The following is a 16410-nucleotide window of genomic DNA, read 5'->3' as shown; positions in this document are numbered from 1 at the left end:
GAAGGAAAGGCTTAGACAAGCAATGAGCGATACTGCCGAACGCGTGAAGAAGATCGTCGTCGAGCATCTCAACGTGGATGCCGAGAAGGTCACCGACACAGCGTCGTTCATCGAAGACCTCGGCGCCGACAGCTTGGACACCGTCGAACTGGTGATGGCGTTTGAAGAGGAATTCGGTATCGAAATTCCGGACGACGCTGCGGAGTCGATCGTGACGGTCGGCGACGCCGTCAAGTACATCGACAAAGCCAACGCCTGACAGCCGATCGGGAGGCGCAACGCGGGGACGACTCGGTAACGTTGCGCCTGATTTCACATGCGTAGAGTCGTAGTGACAGGACTGGGGCTTGTCACGCCGCTTGCCAGCGGCGTGGAAAGCACCTGGGAGCGTTTGGTTGCCGGACAGTCGGGCGCGCGTCGCATCGACAAGTTCAACACCGACGATCTTGCCACCAAGATCGCCTGCATGGTTCCCAAGGGCGACGGCACGAACGCCACGTTCAATGCCGACGCCTATGTGGAACTGAAAGAGCAGCGCAAGGTCGACGAGTTCATCGTCTTCGGCCTTGCTGCCGCGCAGCAGGCGGTCACCGACTCGGGCTGGGAGCCTCGGACCGAGGAAGAGCGCGAACGCACCGGTGTCATGATCGGTTCGGGCGTCGGCGGTCTCGAAGGGATCGCGGAGGCCTCTTTGGTGCTGGCCGAAAAAGGCCCGCGCCGGATTTCGCCGTTCTTCATTCCCGGCCGCCTGATCAATCTGGTGTCGGGCCACGCCTCGATCCGGTTCGGCTACAAAGGGCCGAATTCGGCCGTGGTGACGGCCTGCGCCACCGGCGCTCATGCCATCGGCGACGCGGCGCGGATGATCGCGCTCGACGATGCCGACGTCATGCTGGCGGGCGGGGCCGAGGCCTCGATCTGCCGCATCGGCGTGGCGGGTTTCAACGCCTGCCGTGCATTGGCGACCAAGTACAACGACACGCCCGAAAAGGCGTCGCGGCCCTACGACCGGGATCGCGACGGCTTCGTCATGGGCGAAGGCGCCGGCATGGTGATGCTCGAGGAACTCGAACACGCCAAGGCACGCGGCGCCAAGATTTACGCCGAAGTGAAAGGCTACGGCCTGTCGGGCGACGCCTATCACATCACGGCGCCGGCCGAAGACGGCAACGGCGGTTACCGCGCCATGCAGATGGCGCTGAAGCGCTCGGGGCTGAGTGTGGCCGATATCGACTACATCAATGCCCACGGCACCTCCACGATGGCCGACGGCATCGAACTCAAAGCGGTGGAGCGGCTCCTGGGCGATGCGGCGCCGGGCAAGCCGATGTCTTCGACCAAATCGGCGACCGGTCACCTCTTGGGTGCGGCCGGTGCGGTGGAGGCGATCTTCTGCATCCTCGCCATGCGCGACGGCATCATTCCGCCGACCCTCAATCTCGACAATCCCGACGTCGAAACCAGCTTGAACCTGGTTCCGCATACCGCCATCAAGCGCGAGGTGCGTGTCGCGATGTCGAATTCGTTCGGTTTCGGCGGTACCAACGCCTGTCTGATTTTGACCCGCCCGGAATAGAAGCGCACGCCGCGAGCGCGACCGGTGTTTCTGGCCTGGGCGCAGGGTAGGGGGCCATGAAGAAAGTTCTGGTGTTTCTGTTCCTCGTCGCCGTGATCGTCGCCGGCGCGGTGGAGTGGGGTTATGCGGCGTTCAAGGCCCCCGGACCGGCCGCCAAATCCGGCAGCGAAACCGTCGTGATGATCAAGAGCGGCGTCGGCCTCAAAGGCGTGGCGCAGGCGCTGAGCGACGCGGGCGTGATCCAGCATCCCGAAGTGTTCCAGGTCGCGGTGCGGGCGCTGCATAAGACCGCGGCGCTGAAGGCCGGCGAATACGCCATCCCGAGCAAAGCCTCGATGCAGGACATCATGAACCTGCTGGTGGAAGGCAAGTCGATCGTCCACAAGGTGACGGTGGCCGAAGGTCTGACCAGCCAGATGGCCTACGATCTCGTCAAGAACGACGAGACGCTGAAAGGGCCCGCCGGCGCGGTGCCGCGGGAAGGCAGCCTGTTGCCGGAGACGTATCTGTTCGAGCGCGGCCAGACCCGCCAGGGCCTGATCGCCAAGATGCAGAAGGCGCAGAAGGAATTGATCGACGAACTGTGGGCCAAGCGCGCGCCCAATCTGCCGATCAAGACCAAGGAAGAAGCGATCGTCTTGGCCTCCATCGTCGAGAAGGAAACCGGCATCGCGTCCGAGCGTCCGCACATCGCCTCGGTGTTCATGAACCGACTTCGCATCGGCATGAAGCTCGAAAGCGATCCCACCATCATCTACGGCATCACCAAGGGCTATCCGATCGGTCGCCGTTTGCTCGCAAGCGAAGTCCACGGCGAGACGCCATACAACACCTATGTCATCACCGGCCTGCCGCCGCATCCGATCTGCAATCCCGGCAAGGATGCGATCGCCGCGGTGCTCAACCCGGCCGATACGAAGGACCTCTATTTCGTCGCCGACGGCACCGGCGGCCACGTCTTCGCCGACAACATCGACGATCAGACGAAGAACGTCATCAAATGGCGGAGAATCCATTTGAAGGGCGAGAAATAACGACTGTCATCCCCGGCTGAGCAATCGCGCGTAGCGCGATGCGAAGGGAAGGGGACCCAGGTCGTGGTGCCGCACGCTTTTGGATGTGTGGCACCGGTGTTCTCGCTCGATCCCGAACATATTTTTGCCTGCAAAACCTGGGTCCCCTTCCCCTCCCCATGCTTCGCCTTCGGCTGCGCAGGGTCGGCCGGGGATGACAGTGTGTTTATGCGGCTGTAAGGTCCGCGCGATTCTGGAGGCGGTGACATGGCGCTTGTAAGCATGACCGGTTTTGCCGAAGGCCATGGCGGGCTCGATGCCGCCCGCTGGCGCTGGGAAGCGCGCAGCGTCAACGGCCGCGGTCTCGAACTGCGTTTGCGCCTGCCGCCCGGTTTCGAAAGCATCGAGCCGGCGGCGCGGGCGCTGGCCACCAGCCGCTTCAAGCGCGGCAATCTGCAGGCGACGCTATCCTACGATCCCGGCGCGGCGACGCGCGGGCTGCGGGTCGATCCGGTGGCGCTGGCGGCGGCGGTGAAGATCGCGCAGGACGTGGCCGGCGAGACCGGCCTCGCGCCGGCGCGCGTCGACGGACTTCTGGCGCTCAAGGGCGTCATCATCCAGGACGAAGGTTCGCTGCCCGATCCGGAGGCGCAGGCGGCGCGCGATACCGCGGTGCTGAAGACGCTGGCTGATTGTTTCGATGCGCTCGCCAAGGCGCGCAGCATCGAAGGCGCCAAGCTCGCCGTCGTGTTGACGGGACAGATCGACGAAATCGCGCGCCTCACCGAAGCCGCCACGCAGTGCGCCGCGACCCAGCCCGCCGCGATCCGCGACCGCCTCGCCGCGCAGCTCGCCGATCTGGTCGCGCCGGGCACGGTGTCGGCCGAACGGCTGGAGCAGGAAATCGCGATGCTCGCCACCAAGGCCGACATCCGCGAAGAGATCGACCGCCTCGGCGCGCACGTCTCGGAAGCCCGCCGCCTGATCGGGTCCGGCGACACCGTGGGCCGCCGCCTCGATTTCCTGGCGCAGGAATTCAATCGCGAAGCCAACACGCTGTGCTCGAAATCGTCCGATATCGACCTGACGCGGCTGGGGCTCGATCTCAAGACCGCGATCGATCAGTTCCGGGAACAGTTGCAGAATGTCGAGTAGATCATGACCGTCGAAATCCAACGCCGCGGTTTGATGCTGGTGCTGTCCTCGCCGTCGGGCGCGGGCAAATCCACGCTGGCGCGCTGGCTCCTCAAGACCGATCCCGACCTGACCATGAGCGTGTCGGCGACGACGCGAAGCCCGCGCCCCGGCGAAGTCGACGGCCGCGAGTATCACTTCAAGGACATCGAGGATTTCCTGCGCATGGTGCAGCAGGACGAGTTCCTCGAGCACGCGGTGGTGTTCGGCAATCACTACGGCACGCCCAAGCAGCCGGTGTTCGATGCGCTGGCGGCGGGCCGCGACGTGCTGTTCGACATCGACTGGCAAGGCACCCAGCAGCTTCGCCAGCAGGCGCGCGACGACGTGGTGTCGATCTTCGTGCTGCCGCCGAGTCGCGAAGAACTCGAACGCCGCTTGCGCGGCCGCGCCGAGGACCCGCCGGACGTCATCGCCAAGCGCATGGCCAAGGCCGACGGCGAAATCAGCCATTGGGCGGAATACGATTATGTCGTGGTCAACGACGATGTCGCACGCGCGCAGGAACAGGTGCGCGTCATTCTCCAGGCCGAACGCCTCAAGCGCGAACGCCAGCCCGGACTGGTGCGGTTCGTCGATGGGCTGATGCGTCCGGAAGCGAACTGAGCCCGCTGCTCAATACCACTCCTTGACCCAGTTCTGCTTCGATTTCTTGGGGCGGCGGTAGCCGCTATCGGCTTGGCGCGGCGGCAGTTCGATCTGCACCGGCTGCAAATCCTTGTAGGGGATCTGCCGCAGCAAGTGCGCGATGCAGTTGAGGCGCGCCTTTTTCTTGTTGTCGGCGTTGATGAGGTACCAGGGCGTCAGCTTGCGGTCGGTATGCTTCAGCATGGCGTCCTTGGCCTTGGAGTATTCGACCCAGCGCTCGCGGCTTTCGATATCCATCGGCGACAGCTTCCAGCGCTTGATCGGATTCTTCATGCGCTCCATGAAGCGCTTTTCCTGCTCCTCGTCGTTGACGCTGAACCAGTACTTGATGAGGATGATACCGCTGCGCACCAGCATTTCCTCGAACAGCGGGCAGGAACGCAGGAACTCCTTGTATTCCTCCTTGGTGCAGAACCCCATCACGTGCTCGACGCCGGCGCGATTGTACCAGGAGCGGTCGAACAGCACGATCTCGCCCTTACCCGGAAGCTGCTCGACGTAACGCTGGAAATACCACTGGCCGCGTTCCTTTTCGGTCGGCGTCGCCAACGCCACCACGCGGCAGGAGCGCGGATTGAGGCATTCGTTGATGCGCTTGATGACGCCGCCTTTGCCCGCCGCATCGCGGCCTTCAAAAATGACGACGACCTTGAGGCCTTGCAGCCGCACCCATTCCTGCAGCTTCAGAAGTTCGAACTGCAGCCGCGTCAGTTCCTCGATGTAGGAATACTTCTTCTTCGGCGGCTTGGGCGGCTTGGCGTCACCCAGCACATGCCAGTGCTTTTCGACCCGCGCCCGTTCCTTGGCGTTGCGCAGGATCTCGCCGCCGAGATGGAGGTGATGAAGCTGGTGATGGACGCTCATGGGGATACCCGCAGAATCGGAACGGCCATAATGCCGCATCGTGGCCAAAGGTTCGTTAACGAAGCAAAGGCTGGGCGGCAATATGGGGTGGTACCTACCGGGGGCGGGCGGCGGCGGCCGGGCGGGCAAAAAAAGAGCCCGGCGAACCGGGCTCTTGGCGAAACGATGGCTGACTATTTCTTCAGCGTCGTCAGATGGCAGTCGATGATTTCCTTGAGCGCGACATCCGGCTCGATGATTTCCGGCGAGACGTGACCGACGGCAAAGCCCATCGAGACATGCGTCTTGACGTACTTTGTCTGACCGGCTTCGAGCACCAGCGTCAAGTCGCGCTCGACTTCGGTTTCGGTCGAAATCTTGTACGAGCCGACCGGCTTGTCGACGAAGAAGTAGCCGCCAGGAATCGATTCGCCGACCTTCTCGCCGTTGAGTTTGATCGACGGCTGCACTGCGGCGCCAAACATCGACGACGGACGATAGAAGAAGATTCGGCCGCTGTCGGCGGCGACGGGCGCGACGTTCGCCTGCGCATCCTTGAAGATCGGGCCGCTCGAAGCGCAGGCAGCCAGGAACAGCAGCAGGCAACAGGCGAGAACGGGTTGTGCAATCTTGTTGAACATTGACGTCTCCTCCGAGGATTGTTGTGACGAACTCACCGGCTTGTGGTCTTGATGTCGACAGGCTTGTCGGCGGGGGCGAAGGTCCGTTCGTAGACAAGGAAGAACCCGACGATACGGCCGTCGCGAATGACGATGTCGGCCTCGTGCTGGTGCGATGCCACCACCCAGACGTTCTGGTCCGATGTATGGAACACATCGCCCTGTTCGATGCGGCCAACCTGATGCCACACCGACGTCGTTTTGAGCGGCGAGGTCTTGCCTTCCGGCAGACCGACCCTGACGCCGGTCGTCAGCGACCAGGAAGCGCCCGTCCCGGCGATCGCCTCATAATGCGCGGGATTCTGACGTACACTGATGATGTTGAACGCGCATCCGCCAAGCCACGCAGCACAGATCGCCACGCAGCAAAGCTGCCAAGCCCGCGTTTTCATGATGCTCCCCCGCACGCTGCCCGGATATTCCCCAGTTCCGAGCCAACCCCCAAGGAGAGCTTAGGGTGCAAACTGTCGACGCGGAATGGTTGCCGATTGCGACAGTTCCACGCGGTACCGGTCCCATAAATTCTTCTTTTGTGAGAAACCGCGGACCGGTTGTCGGGATGGCTGTACGCGCCCGCTATGAAAAAAAGCCGGTCAGGCCGCCAAGGTTCCGATCACTGCGAAGAACTTGTCGACGTCGACCGGCTTGTGCAGCACGGCGCAGCGTTTGAGATCGCAGCTCGTCAGGCCCATGTCGCCGGTCATGATGACCGCGGGCACTTCGGTTTCGAGGGTTTGGCGGAGTTGGCGGATCACGTCGATGCCGTTGGCGCCGGGCATGCGGTAGTCGCACAGGACCAGTCCGGGTACCAACCCGGACTCCAGCATCGCCAGCGCGGCGTCGCGGCTCGACGCCATATAGGTCTCGAAGTCGTAGGATTGCAGCAGCATCTGCATCGCTTCAGCGACATCCTGATCGTCGTCGATCAGAAGCACGACGGGATGCTCGGCCGCCGCGGCGGTTTTCTCCGGGGCGGCAGGTGCGCGCGCAACGGCGACGCTGCTTTGCGGCAGTTCGATCGAGAAGGACGAGCCCGAGCCGAGTTCGGACTGCACCGAGATGCGATGGCCGAGTGCGTCGGCGATGCGCTTGGCGATGGACAGGCCAAGCCCCAGTCCCTTGCGGCGGTCGCGCGCCGGATTGGCGAGCTGGACGTGATCCTCGAAAATGACGCCGAGGGCGTCGGCCGGAATGCCGATGCCGGTATCGGTGACGGAAATGCAGACCTTGCTTCCGGACGCCTCGCAATAAATGCCGATCAGGCCCTTGTCGGTGTAGCGGATGGCGTTGGTGACGAAGTTCGAAACCACCCGTTCCAGCAGGCGCGGGTCCGAATGCACCGTGAGTTCGGTCGGCAAGCAGGAGAGGCGCAATCCCTTTTCCTGGGCCTGATGCTGGGCGTTGGCGATGACCCGCTGCAGCAGGTCGCCGAGTGAAAAGTCCTGCATCTGCGGCTTGACGTGGCCGCTTTCGAGATCGGAGATGTCGAGCAGCACATCGAGGATATCGCTCATCGCCTTCAGCGGCTGGCGCGATTTCTCGCACAACTCCTCAAGATCTTCGCGGCCGGCCTTGCGCGACAGCACCGACAGATAGGCGAGCGAGGCCTGCAGCGGCTGGCGCAGATCGTGCGATGCGGCGGCGACGAACCAGGATTTCTGCGTGTTGGCGCGGGTGGCGTCGTTCTTGAGGCGCTCGAGTTCGGCGGTCCGCTCGGCGACGCGCTGTTCGAGTTCGAGATAGCTTTTCTTCAGCGCCGTTTCGGCGTTCTTGCGCGCGGTAATCAGTTCGCTGACCAGGAAAATGCCGGCGATGCGGCCGTCGGTCGTCCGCCAGGGATGCATTTCCCAGGTCAGCCATTCGGTGCTTCCGTTGGCGCGCACGAAGGCATCTTCGTCGGCGCCCAGCGTCTCGCCGGCGAGGCAGCGGCGATGGGCATCCTTCCAGCGCTCGGGCATGTCGGGAAATACGTCGTACATGGACATGCCATGGACGTCGCTCTCCTTGAGGCCGAAGTCCTCCAAGAGGCGGTCGCTGACGATCAGATAGCGCATCTGCCGGTCGACCAGCGCAATGGCGGCCGGCGCGTGCTTGAGAAACAGCTTGAAATGCTCGTTGGTGCGGCGGAAATCGAGTTCCGACGCGCGCAGGCGGCGGTCCAGTTCATCGATGGTGGCGCGGAACTGCTCTTCGCGTTTGGCATGCGCCGAGATATCCCGCACGCTGCAAACCGCGTAGAGACTGCCTGCCATCGTCAGCGGACCGATGGTGACCTCGACCGGAAGTTCCTGACCGGACTTGGTCCGCAGCGGCATGTGCATGGCGCTGGTCAGCTTCTGGCGCACCGGGCGGGTAAAAAAGCTCTGATAGCTCTGGCGATGGTACCCGACGGTCTTTTCCGGCACGAAAATGCGGGCCGGTTGCCCGATGAGTTCATCCGGGACGTAGCCGAACAACTCCACCGCCGCGTCGTTGACCTCGACGACCGTGCCGAGCTTGTCGAGCACGAACATCGCGTCAGGCGACACGTTCAAGGCGGCGCGGAGTTGGTCTTTGCTCGTGGTCAAACGCGTCCCCCACAGGCACCGCGGCAGGTTGGCCCCAATGGATTGCCGCGAGGTTAACCTAAGTGAAACAATTTGGGCCAGGGCTCAACCGTGGGATTTACGTATGTCCGACGAATCAGCGGCGCGCGGCCCAGGCCCTGGCGAGAGCGGCGAATTGGGCGACCGAAAGCCGCTCCGGCCGCTCGGTGGGAGCGATATCAGCCTCGTCAAGCAGCGCTTCGGCGTCGGGCGTGAGGGTCTTCAGGCTTTGGCGCAGCATCTTGCGGCGTTGGCCGAAGGCGGCCTGGGTGACCTTTTCGAGGTCGGCGAGTGCGGCGGGCGCCACCGGCTCGGGCAGCGGCTCCAGGCGCACCACGGTCGAGACGATCTTGGGCGGCGGCACGAAGGCGCTACGGGCGACGTCGAACAGCATGCGGGCGCGGCAGCGCCATTGCGCCAGCACCGACAGCCGGCCGTAATGCTCCGTACCCGGAGCGGCGACGATGCGCTCCGCCACTTCGCGCTGGAACATCAATGTCAGACTGGAAAAGAACGGCGGCCAGAGCGGGGCCGAAAGCCACTTTATGAGCAGCGCGGTGCCGACATTGTAGGGCAGGTTGGCGGCCACCCGTACCGGGCCGGTAACGCCGTGGGCGGCAAGCAGCGCGGCTTCGTCGACCTTCATGGCGTCGTCGGAAACCACCGACAGTTTGCCGGGATACGCCGCCGCAATCCCCGCCAAGGCGGCGAGACAGCGCGCGTCGCGTTCGACCGCAATGATCTTGGTGGCGCCCTCGGCGAGCAGTCCGCGCGTCAGGCCGCCGGGCCCCGGTCCCACTTCGTAGACGACGGCACCTTCGGCCTCGGCGGCGCGGGCGATGCGGCGGGTGAGATTGAGGTCGAACAGGAAGTTCTGGCCGAGCGATTTCTTGGCCATCAGGTCGTGCGCGGCGATGACATCGCGCAGCGGCGGCAGCGGATCGATCTCGCTCATCGGGCGCGTGCATCCGCCATGGCGGCGGCCATCCGGACGGCGGCGACCATGCTTCTGGGATCGGCCTTGCCGGTGCCGGCGATTTCGAAGGCGGTGCCGTGATCGGGCGAAGTGCGCACGATGGGCAAGCCGAGGGTGACGTTGACGCCGTCCCAGAACGACAGCGTCTTGATCGGGATCAGCGCCTGATCGTGATACATGCACAGCGCCACGTCGTAGCGCGTCCGCGCTTCGCCATGGAACATGGTGTCGGACGGCAGCGGGCCGATGACCGTATGCCCCTTGGCCTGCAAGGCCGCGATGGCAGGCCGCAGGACGTCGATTTCTTCGCGACCGATATCGCCGTCTTCGCCGGCATGCGGGTTGAGCCCGGCCACCGCAAGGCGCGGCGCGGCGATCCCGAAATCGCGCTTCAAGGCGGCGAGCGTGATCTCGGCCGTCTCGACGATGGACGCGATCGAAATGCTGCCCGGCACTTTGGCGATCGGAATGTGCACGGTCAGCGGCACGACGCGGATCACCTCGGACGCCAGCATCATCACCGCGCGCGGGGCGCCGGTCAGCGCTTGCAGGAAATCGGTATGGCCCGGAAACGCGAAGCCGGTCTCCATCAGGACGTGCTTGTTGATCGGGGCCGTCACCAGCGCGGCCGCCTGGCCTTTCATGGCGAGGCTGACGGCGCTCGCAATGGCTTCGATGGTGGCCGCGGCATTGGCGCGATCGGGCTTGCCGGGAACGCGTGTGGCCCGCGCCTTGGTCGCGATCACCGCCTCGCGCGGGGCGCCGCAGGAAACGAACACGTCGGGATCGCCGATCAGCTTGAGCGGACGGCCGTTGATGGTGCCGCCGAGCATCTGGAAGGCCCGAACTGCCACTTCCGGTCCGACGCCGGCCGGCTCGCCCATGGTGAGCAGAATGGGATCAGCGGACTTCGATGTTGGCATTGCGCCTCAAGTCCCGTTGGTACCGGCGGGCCAGGGCGGAAATCTGTTCCGAGAAGAGCTGGTTCTCGACCTGCTCGCGGGTCGGAATCTTGAACGCGATCTTCTTGGCGATCTTCTGCTCGCAGCGGACGAAGATTTCGATACCGGCATCGGAGCGGAACGGTTCGGCGGCGCCGCCGATCTCGGTCTTCTGCAGCGCGTTGCGCGCCTCGGCGTTGAGGTCGGCGACGCGAGTCGGGCCGAGCGGCATGTAGAGCACGCCGGGGGCGCTGGCCGGAATTTTCTGGGCCAGTTCGCAGCCCGACGGTGCCTGAGAAACGGCCATCTGGATCTGCTTGGCGATCTCGTTGACCTTGGTGAGGTAATCCGGCGCCGGCTTGGGCGGCAGGCGGAGCAGGAGGCGGCCCAGCGATACCGTGGCGGGCAGTTCCCTCTGGGCCGGCTGGATATCTTCGATCGTCGCGTTGGACGGCTCGAAGCGCTGGCGCAGCGCCAGGATGTAGTAGCCGCCGATGGACCGGATCGGGGTGGACATCTCGCCGGTGGTCATCTTGGTGAGAGCGGTGTTGAGTTCGGGAGCAAGCTGGCCGTCGTAGACCGTGCCGATGTCGCCGCCTTGGGCCGCCGACGGGCTCTGGCTGAATTGGCGCGCAACTTCGGCGAACGGCGAACCGCCCTTGATCTGCGTCGCGAGGTCTTCGACCTTCTTCTTCACCTTCTCGTCGAGATCGGGGTTGTCGACCGCGAGGAAGATTTCCGAGACCGAGAAGTGCGCCTTGTTGATGCCTTCGCGGATGCGGGCCATTTCGGCGTCGACCGCTTCGGGGCTGATGTTGACGCGGCCGGCGTAATGCTCCTGCACCGCTTTCTGCCACAGGATCTGCGCCGCAAGCTGGGCGCGGAAGGTGGCGATATTCACGCCGCCCTTGGCGAGCACCTCGGTGAGTTGCTCCTTGGTCATGTGGTTGTCGTCGAGAATGCCCTGCATGTACTTGTCGACTTCCACCGCCGAAATGGTGATGTCGTTCTTCTGCGCTTCCTGGCGCTGCAGGATCTCGGTCTCGAGCTGCTCGATGACCTGTTCGCGGATCTTCTTCTTGATCTCCGGATTGTCCGGCACCTTGGTGGTGACGAACACGAGGTTCATGCGCTGCTTGAGTTCATACGAGGTGATCGGCAAATCGTTGACGAGTGCAACGATCCCGTTTTCCTCGTGCGACTTCTTCCCTTTGGCCTTGGCGTCGGGAGCCGCAGGCGCGGGCGTGGCACCGGTCGGGGTGGCCGCGGGAGCGGGCTCGGCGCGGGCTTCGCGCTGCAACGGTTCGGCGCCGGCCAGCGCAACGAACGCAAGGGCCGCCATGAGGCCTGTCAGGGCATGGTTCTTCGAGTGCATCACCAACGCTTTTTTCCCAATAACAGCCCGGTTTTAGCTGGAGCCGGAGGATAAGCAAATCCCGTCCGGGATCAAGGACGCCCGTAGGAGAAGACATCTTCCGGAAACAGGCTAAACGGCTGAATCGGCGAATTCGACGTCTTCAGCTTGAACCGCAAAACGTAGTTGGTGGAGGGCTTCAAGTCGCGGTCCGCCGTGTATTTCCGGTGGTAGCCCAGCGAAATTCCCAGGCAATCGTCCTCGTAACCAAGTCCGAACTCGGTATCGAGGGTCTGGTCGGACTTTAAATCGCGACGGATGGCCGCAAACGCCTGCCAGTTGCGGTAGAAGTTAACATCGATCTGGGCGTTGACTTCCTGGCGCGCGGGCAGGCCCAGGGTCGGCGACAATTCGATATAGCTGATACGCGTCGCGTTACGACCGTAGGTTCCCGTCACATAGATTTCGTTGCGCCGGACATTACCGGTTTGTTCATCTATGTCGATGCGATTGGTAAGGTCGATGTAAGGCTGGAACTTCAGGCTGAACCGGCCGATCAGGTCGGAACTGGTGCCGGTGAAGCCGGCGCCCGGCACCGCCGTCAGCGCGGGATCTTCCTTGAGGCGGAGCGCCTGGCCGATCAAGGCTTCGGCGTAGCCGGATTCGAACCGCGTTTCGGCCCGCAGGCCGAAATTGGCGCGCGGTCCCGACACCACGAGGTCGTTGCCGGGAACCTGGTCGAAGCTCAGAAGATTGTTGTCGTCGAGTTCGATGTTAAGGCTGTCTTCGTTCGGCATCCCGGTCAGGTTGCCGCCGTAAGGCTGCGCGATGAGCTGCACGATCGGCTCGAGCACGATGGCGCGGCTGGCAAAGCTGTTGATGAAGGGCCAGCGCCAGTCGAGGGCGGCATAGGGCAGGCCGCGCGTCTTGAACACGCTCTTCGACGCGTTGGTGCCGGGATCGGAATAGGCGTCGCCGGGCTGATAACCGCTGGCGTAATCGGTGTGATAGACGTCGCCGCGGGCGTCGAGCGCAAAGGTCCACAGCATGCCGTTGTTGCTGACAGCGGGCAGCCGCCAGTTGGCTTCGGCCGTGAGGCGCTGGCTGTTGGTCCCGACGTCGCGCGTCAGCGCCACGGTGTTGATGTCGAGACGGAACCGCCCGCCGACCAGCTTCTGCGCCGGGATGTAGGTGTATTCGATCAGCGGCAGCGGCACCGGGAAGGTGCGGTTGTTGTCCGATGCCCTCAGGCCCTGGAAGAAATAGCCGGCAACCGTGAAGCGGCTGCGCCCCTGTTCGCCGGTGAAGAACAGGTCCGACACCAGCCGGTCGAGCTGGCTGATGTCGTAGCGCTTCAGATAGGTGTCGTTGGAAGCGAGCTGGGCGTCGTAACCGAACGTCCAGGTGTCGTCGAGCGAAGCGCGTCCCGATCCGAACAAGTGCGTGTAGTACTGGGTGCGATGCGTGGAGTTGCCGCCGCGCGGATTGTGCGCCACCGAACCCTGCAGCCACATGCCGCCTTCGTTCCAGCGCTGACGGTATTCGCCCAGCAGCACCTGGCCGCCGCGCGTGGTGAACATCGGCTCGATCGTGGCGTCACGGCTCTTCGACATGTTCCAGTAATACGGCAGCGTGATGTAGTAGCCGTTGGAACTCGACGAACCGACGTCGGGCATCAAAAAGCCGCTGGCGTAATGCACCGACGGGTCCGGTTCGGCGAAATACGGCGTGTAGAACACCGGCACGCCGAACGCCTCGATCGTCGCGTCCTTGAACTTGACGCGATGCTGCACCTGATCGTGCTCGACCTTGTCGGCGCGGATCTGCCAGGTCGGCACGCGTTCGCCCGGCTTGTTGCAGATCTTGCACGGCGTATAGGCGACGTGCCGCGCGATGGTGTAGCGGCCTTCTTTGCGCTGGGCGGTCGCCGCGACCATGCGGGTGTGGCCGTCCAGCAGGGCGCCGAAGCCCTGGATGGCGCCGTCGCGCATCTTGTCGGTCAGCACGACATGCTCGGCGAAGGCGACGTTGCCGGTCTTGTCGAGCAGCGAGACGTGGCCGCTGGCGGTGATGACCTCGGTATTCTGGTTGTAGGTGACGCTGTCGGCCAAAAGGATGCGGCCGTCGTAGTCGATCTCGACGTGGCCCTTGGCCGTCACGGTCTTGGCCTTGTCGTCGTAGACCGCGGTGTCGGCCTGCAACAGCATATCCTTGCCGGCGGGGGTGTTCTGCGCGCGCGCAACCACACCCGTCGCTGCGAAAGCGAGGGCCGCGCTGCCGAACAGGAACCGCTTCAGGACCGGTCTCATCCGTCCTCCTGGTGGAAGACGAGCGTCATGCCGATCATGATGGCCGCCGCTGCCGGAGCCGTGGCGGCGAGCCAGGCAGGCAGAATGGCCGATTGACCGAGCGCGCGCGTCAAATCGGTGAAAAAGTACACGCCGAAGCCCGACAAGGCACTGATCAGAACGACGCGGCCCAGGCCGCCCTGGCGCGACAGCTTGAGCGAAAAGCTGGCCCCCATGAACACCATAGCCGCCAGGAGAATCGGCAGGGTCAGCAGCGAATAGAGGTAAAGCCGGTAGCGGATGGCCGAGAATCCGGCGGTTTCGGCCGACTGGATGAAGTGCGGCAGGGCCCAGAAGGACAAGGTATCGGGCGGCGCGAAGCTCTCCTGGATCTGGTCCTTGGTCAGGGTCGTCTTGGCTTCGTAGCGGTCGTAATGCTTCGGAATGCCGTCCGGGCCCGAGACCCAGGCGTCGGACAGCAGCCAAGCCCCGTTCATGAGCTGGGCGGTGTGGGCGTCGATGCGGCCCTCGATATGGTCGTTCGCCCCGTAGAGAAAGACGATCACGTCGTCGAGGAATTCGCCCTGCCGGGCCACCGAGAGGGCATGGACCACGCTCTGGCCGGTCTGGTCGCCCTGGCGCAGCCACAGGCCGTTGGCGGAGATCGAAAGCTGCGAGGCCTGACCTTTGACGTATTTGGCTTCGAGCTGGGAAAACTGGTTCAGCATCGCCGAGGAAACCGGCGTCACCGCCACCACCACGAACACGCCGAAGGTGATCGCCACCGCCAGCGGCGGCAGCAGGAAGTCCCAGGCGGATACGCCGGCGGCGCGCGTGGCGACGAGTTCCTGGCTGCGCGACAGCCGCACGAAGGTGAACACGCCGCCGAGCAGCACGGCGAACGGCAGCATGCGGATGCCGAGCTGGGGCAATTGCAGGATCGCCATGCCGACCACGACGGCGCTCGTCACGCCCTTGCCGGCGACGCGGTCGATCAGGTTCACGACGTCGATCGAAAACGCGAGCAGCAGGAAGGTGGCATAGACCATGCCGATGCCGAACGCGAACTGGCGCGCGAGATAGCGGTAAAGGGTCCACGACCAGCTCATGCCGTTTCTCCCGTCGGCATCGAGGGCGGCGCCACGCCGGGCAGCGGCTTGGGGAAGCCGCCCGCCAGCACGAACGCCGCTCCGGCGATGCCGATCAGCGGCAGGAGATAGAACAGGATGCAGAACGCCGTGTTGCCGATCGCCAGTCCGGCGACGCCGTAACCGGCGATGCGCAAGCCCGCGGCGGCGGCGCAAGCGATCGTCATCCGGAGCAGATGGGCGCCGCGGGCGCGACGGCCTTGGGTGACGGCAGCGAGCGCGATCAGCGCGAAGGCGATGCAATAGAACGGCTCGGCGATGCGGCTGTGGGCTTCGGCGAGATAGGCGCGGCGGGCCTTGTCCTTGATCCCGGCCGGCGGATGGAACAATTCGCCGATGAACGCCTCTTTGGCCTTGCGTTCGCTCGCCGGCTGGATCGCGGCGAACTGGTCGAGATCGAAGACGTAGCGCTGGAACTTGAGCACATTGAGCCGTGCGCCCCGCTTGGCGACGCGCTGGATGGTGCCGTCGACCATGACGAGACGCGAGCCTGCCGGCGTCTGCACGATGCGTCCGGATTCGGCGAGATAGCTGATCGGCGCCTTGGCATTGCGGTTGTCGTGCACCAGCGCGCCGTGGATCGTGCCGTCATTGTCGATGGCGCGGATGAACACGGTGAGGCCTTTGGCCGGCGTGTTGAACGTGCCTTCGTTGAGCAGGGCGGTGGAGACGTTGGCGCGGATATCGAACAAGGTTGCGTTGAGGGCCTGCTGTCCCGCCGGCATCGCCCACAGGCTGCACACCCAGGTCAGCACCATCACCAGCACGGCCGCGGTCAACACCGGCACGGCAAGCTGCACCCGGCTGAACCCGGCCGAGGCCATCACCACCAGTTCGCTTTCGCTATTGAGCCGCGACAGTGCGATCAGCGCACCTGAGAAGAAGGCGAGCGGCAGGATGATGACGAGCAATCCCGGCACCACCAGCATCGAGAGGTAAAGGAACGTCACGGCCGACTGGCCGCGGTTGATGATGAGGTCGAGAAGGCGCAAAGCCTGCGTCAGCCAGATGACGCAGGTGAGCAGGAAGGTGAACAACGCCACCGGCCCGATCAACTGCTTCAAGACGTAGGACGACAGACGCCGCATGAACCTTCCCAGAGACCCGGAGCGGGCCGTTACGCACACCTCGCGCGCACCGGGCGTTTGCCCCCGTGGCGATTCG

At 64.2% G+C, this 16410-nt stretch carries 15 protein-coding genes; 5 read left to right on the top strand and 10 right to left on the bottom strand.

The genetic code is table 11. The features are described from left to right. Positions 1–22: 22 nt before the first annotated feature. The 5 genes from FHS84_RS07875 to gmk all read left to right on the top strand — a co-directional run bounded on the left by FHS84_RS07875 (position 23) and on the right by gmk (position 4389). On the top strand, positions 23–259 hold the full coding sequence (locus FHS84_RS07875; protein WP_166932662.1) for an acyl carrier protein: 237 nt from the start codon (positions 23–25) through the stop codon (positions 257–259). A 57-nt stretch (positions 260–316) separates the two neighbouring features. Further along, positions 317–1576, top strand: a complete 1260-nt coding sequence (fabF, locus tag FHS84_RS07870) for a beta-ketoacyl-ACP synthase II (RefSeq protein ID WP_166932659.1) — start codon at positions 317–319, stop codon at positions 1574–1576. Positions 1577–1632: 56 nt separating this feature from the next. Continuing rightward, a complete protein-coding gene (mltG, locus tag FHS84_RS07865) occupies positions 1633–2610 on the top strand; it encodes an endolytic transglycosylase MltG (RefSeq protein WP_166932657.1) in 978 nt (325 codons plus the stop codon). 246 nt (positions 2611–2856) lie between these two features. Beyond that, positions 2857–3744, top strand: coding sequence for a YicC/YloC family endoribonuclease (locus FHS84_RS07860; protein WP_166932655.1), 888 nt, complete (start codon positions 2857–2859; stop codon positions 3742–3744). Positions 3745–3747: 3 nt separating this feature from the next. After that, positions 3748–4389: a guanylate kinase gene (gene gmk / locus FHS84_RS07855; RefSeq protein ID WP_166932653.1), complete on the top strand. Its 642-nt coding sequence runs from the start codon at positions 3748–3750 to the stop codon at positions 4387–4389. Positions 4390–4398: 9 nt separating this feature from the next. Here the strand turns inward: gmk and ppk2 are convergent, their stop codons facing one another. The 10 genes from ppk2 to lptF form a co-directional block, all read right to left on the bottom strand. Continuing rightward, positions 4399–5295, bottom strand: a complete 897-nt coding sequence (gene ppk2, locus FHS84_RS07850) for a polyphosphate kinase 2 (RefSeq protein ID WP_166932651.1) — start codon at positions 5293–5295, stop codon at positions 4399–4401. 173 nt (positions 5296–5468) lie between these two features. Then, complete coding sequence (locus FHS84_RS07845) at positions 5469–5915, bottom strand: DUF2846 domain-containing protein (RefSeq protein WP_166932649.1); 447 nt, start codon at positions 5913–5915, stop codon at positions 5469–5471. A gap of 32 nt (positions 5916–5947) precedes the next feature. Continuing rightward, entirely contained in the window at positions 5948–6346 is a 399-nt protein-coding gene (locus FHS84_RS07840; protein ID WP_166932647.1) for a hypothetical protein, read from the bottom strand. A 201-nt stretch (positions 6347–6547) separates the two neighbouring features. Continuing rightward, complete coding sequence (locus tag FHS84_RS07835) at positions 6548–8521, bottom strand: hybrid sensor histidine kinase/response regulator (protein ID WP_166932645.1); 1974 nt, start codon at positions 8519–8521, stop codon at positions 6548–6550. 115 nt (positions 8522–8636) lie between these two features. Then, positions 8637–9494: a 16S rRNA (adenine(1518)-N(6)/adenine(1519)-N(6))-dimethyltransferase RsmA gene (gene rsmA, locus FHS84_RS07830; RefSeq protein WP_166932643.1), complete on the bottom strand. Its 858-nt coding sequence runs from the start codon at positions 9492–9494 to the stop codon at positions 8637–8639. Continuing rightward, on the bottom strand, positions 9491–10438 hold the full coding sequence (pdxA, locus tag FHS84_RS07825) for a 4-hydroxythreonine-4-phosphate dehydrogenase PdxA (RefSeq protein WP_166932641.1): 948 nt from the start codon (positions 10436–10438) through the stop codon (positions 9491–9493). The genes rsmA and pdxA overlap by 4 nt, the downstream gene beginning before the upstream one ends. Then, positions 10416–11831, bottom strand: a complete 1416-nt coding sequence (locus FHS84_RS07820) for a peptidylprolyl isomerase (protein WP_166932639.1) — start codon at positions 11829–11831, stop codon at positions 10416–10418. Before FHS84_RS07820 ends, pdxA begins: the two co-directional genes overlap by 23 nt. A gap of 71 nt (positions 11832–11902) precedes the next feature. Continuing rightward, positions 11903–14119: an LPS-assembly protein LptD gene (locus FHS84_RS07815; protein WP_166932637.1), complete on the bottom strand. Its 2217-nt coding sequence runs from the start codon at positions 14117–14119 to the stop codon at positions 11903–11905. Further along, positions 14116–15207 (bottom strand): LPS export ABC transporter permease LptG, encoded by a 1092-nt coding sequence (gene lptG / locus FHS84_RS07810; RefSeq protein ID WP_166932635.1) that lies wholly within the window; start codon positions 15205–15207, stop codon positions 14116–14118. Before lptG ends, FHS84_RS07815 begins: the two co-directional genes overlap by 4 nt. Then, positions 15204–16334: an LPS export ABC transporter permease LptF gene (gene lptF / locus FHS84_RS07805; RefSeq protein ID WP_166932633.1), complete on the bottom strand. Its 1131-nt coding sequence runs from the start codon at positions 16332–16334 to the stop codon at positions 15204–15206. Before lptF ends, lptG begins: the two co-directional genes overlap by 4 nt. Positions 16335–16410: the final 76 nt, after the last annotated feature.

Source organism: Rhizomicrobium electricum (assembly GCF_011762045.1).
GTDB classification, from domain to species: domain Bacteria; phylum Pseudomonadota; class Alphaproteobacteria; order Micropepsales; family Micropepsaceae; genus Rhizomicrobium; species Rhizomicrobium electricum.
This window is presented reverse-complemented; position numbering and strand designations above follow the sequence as displayed.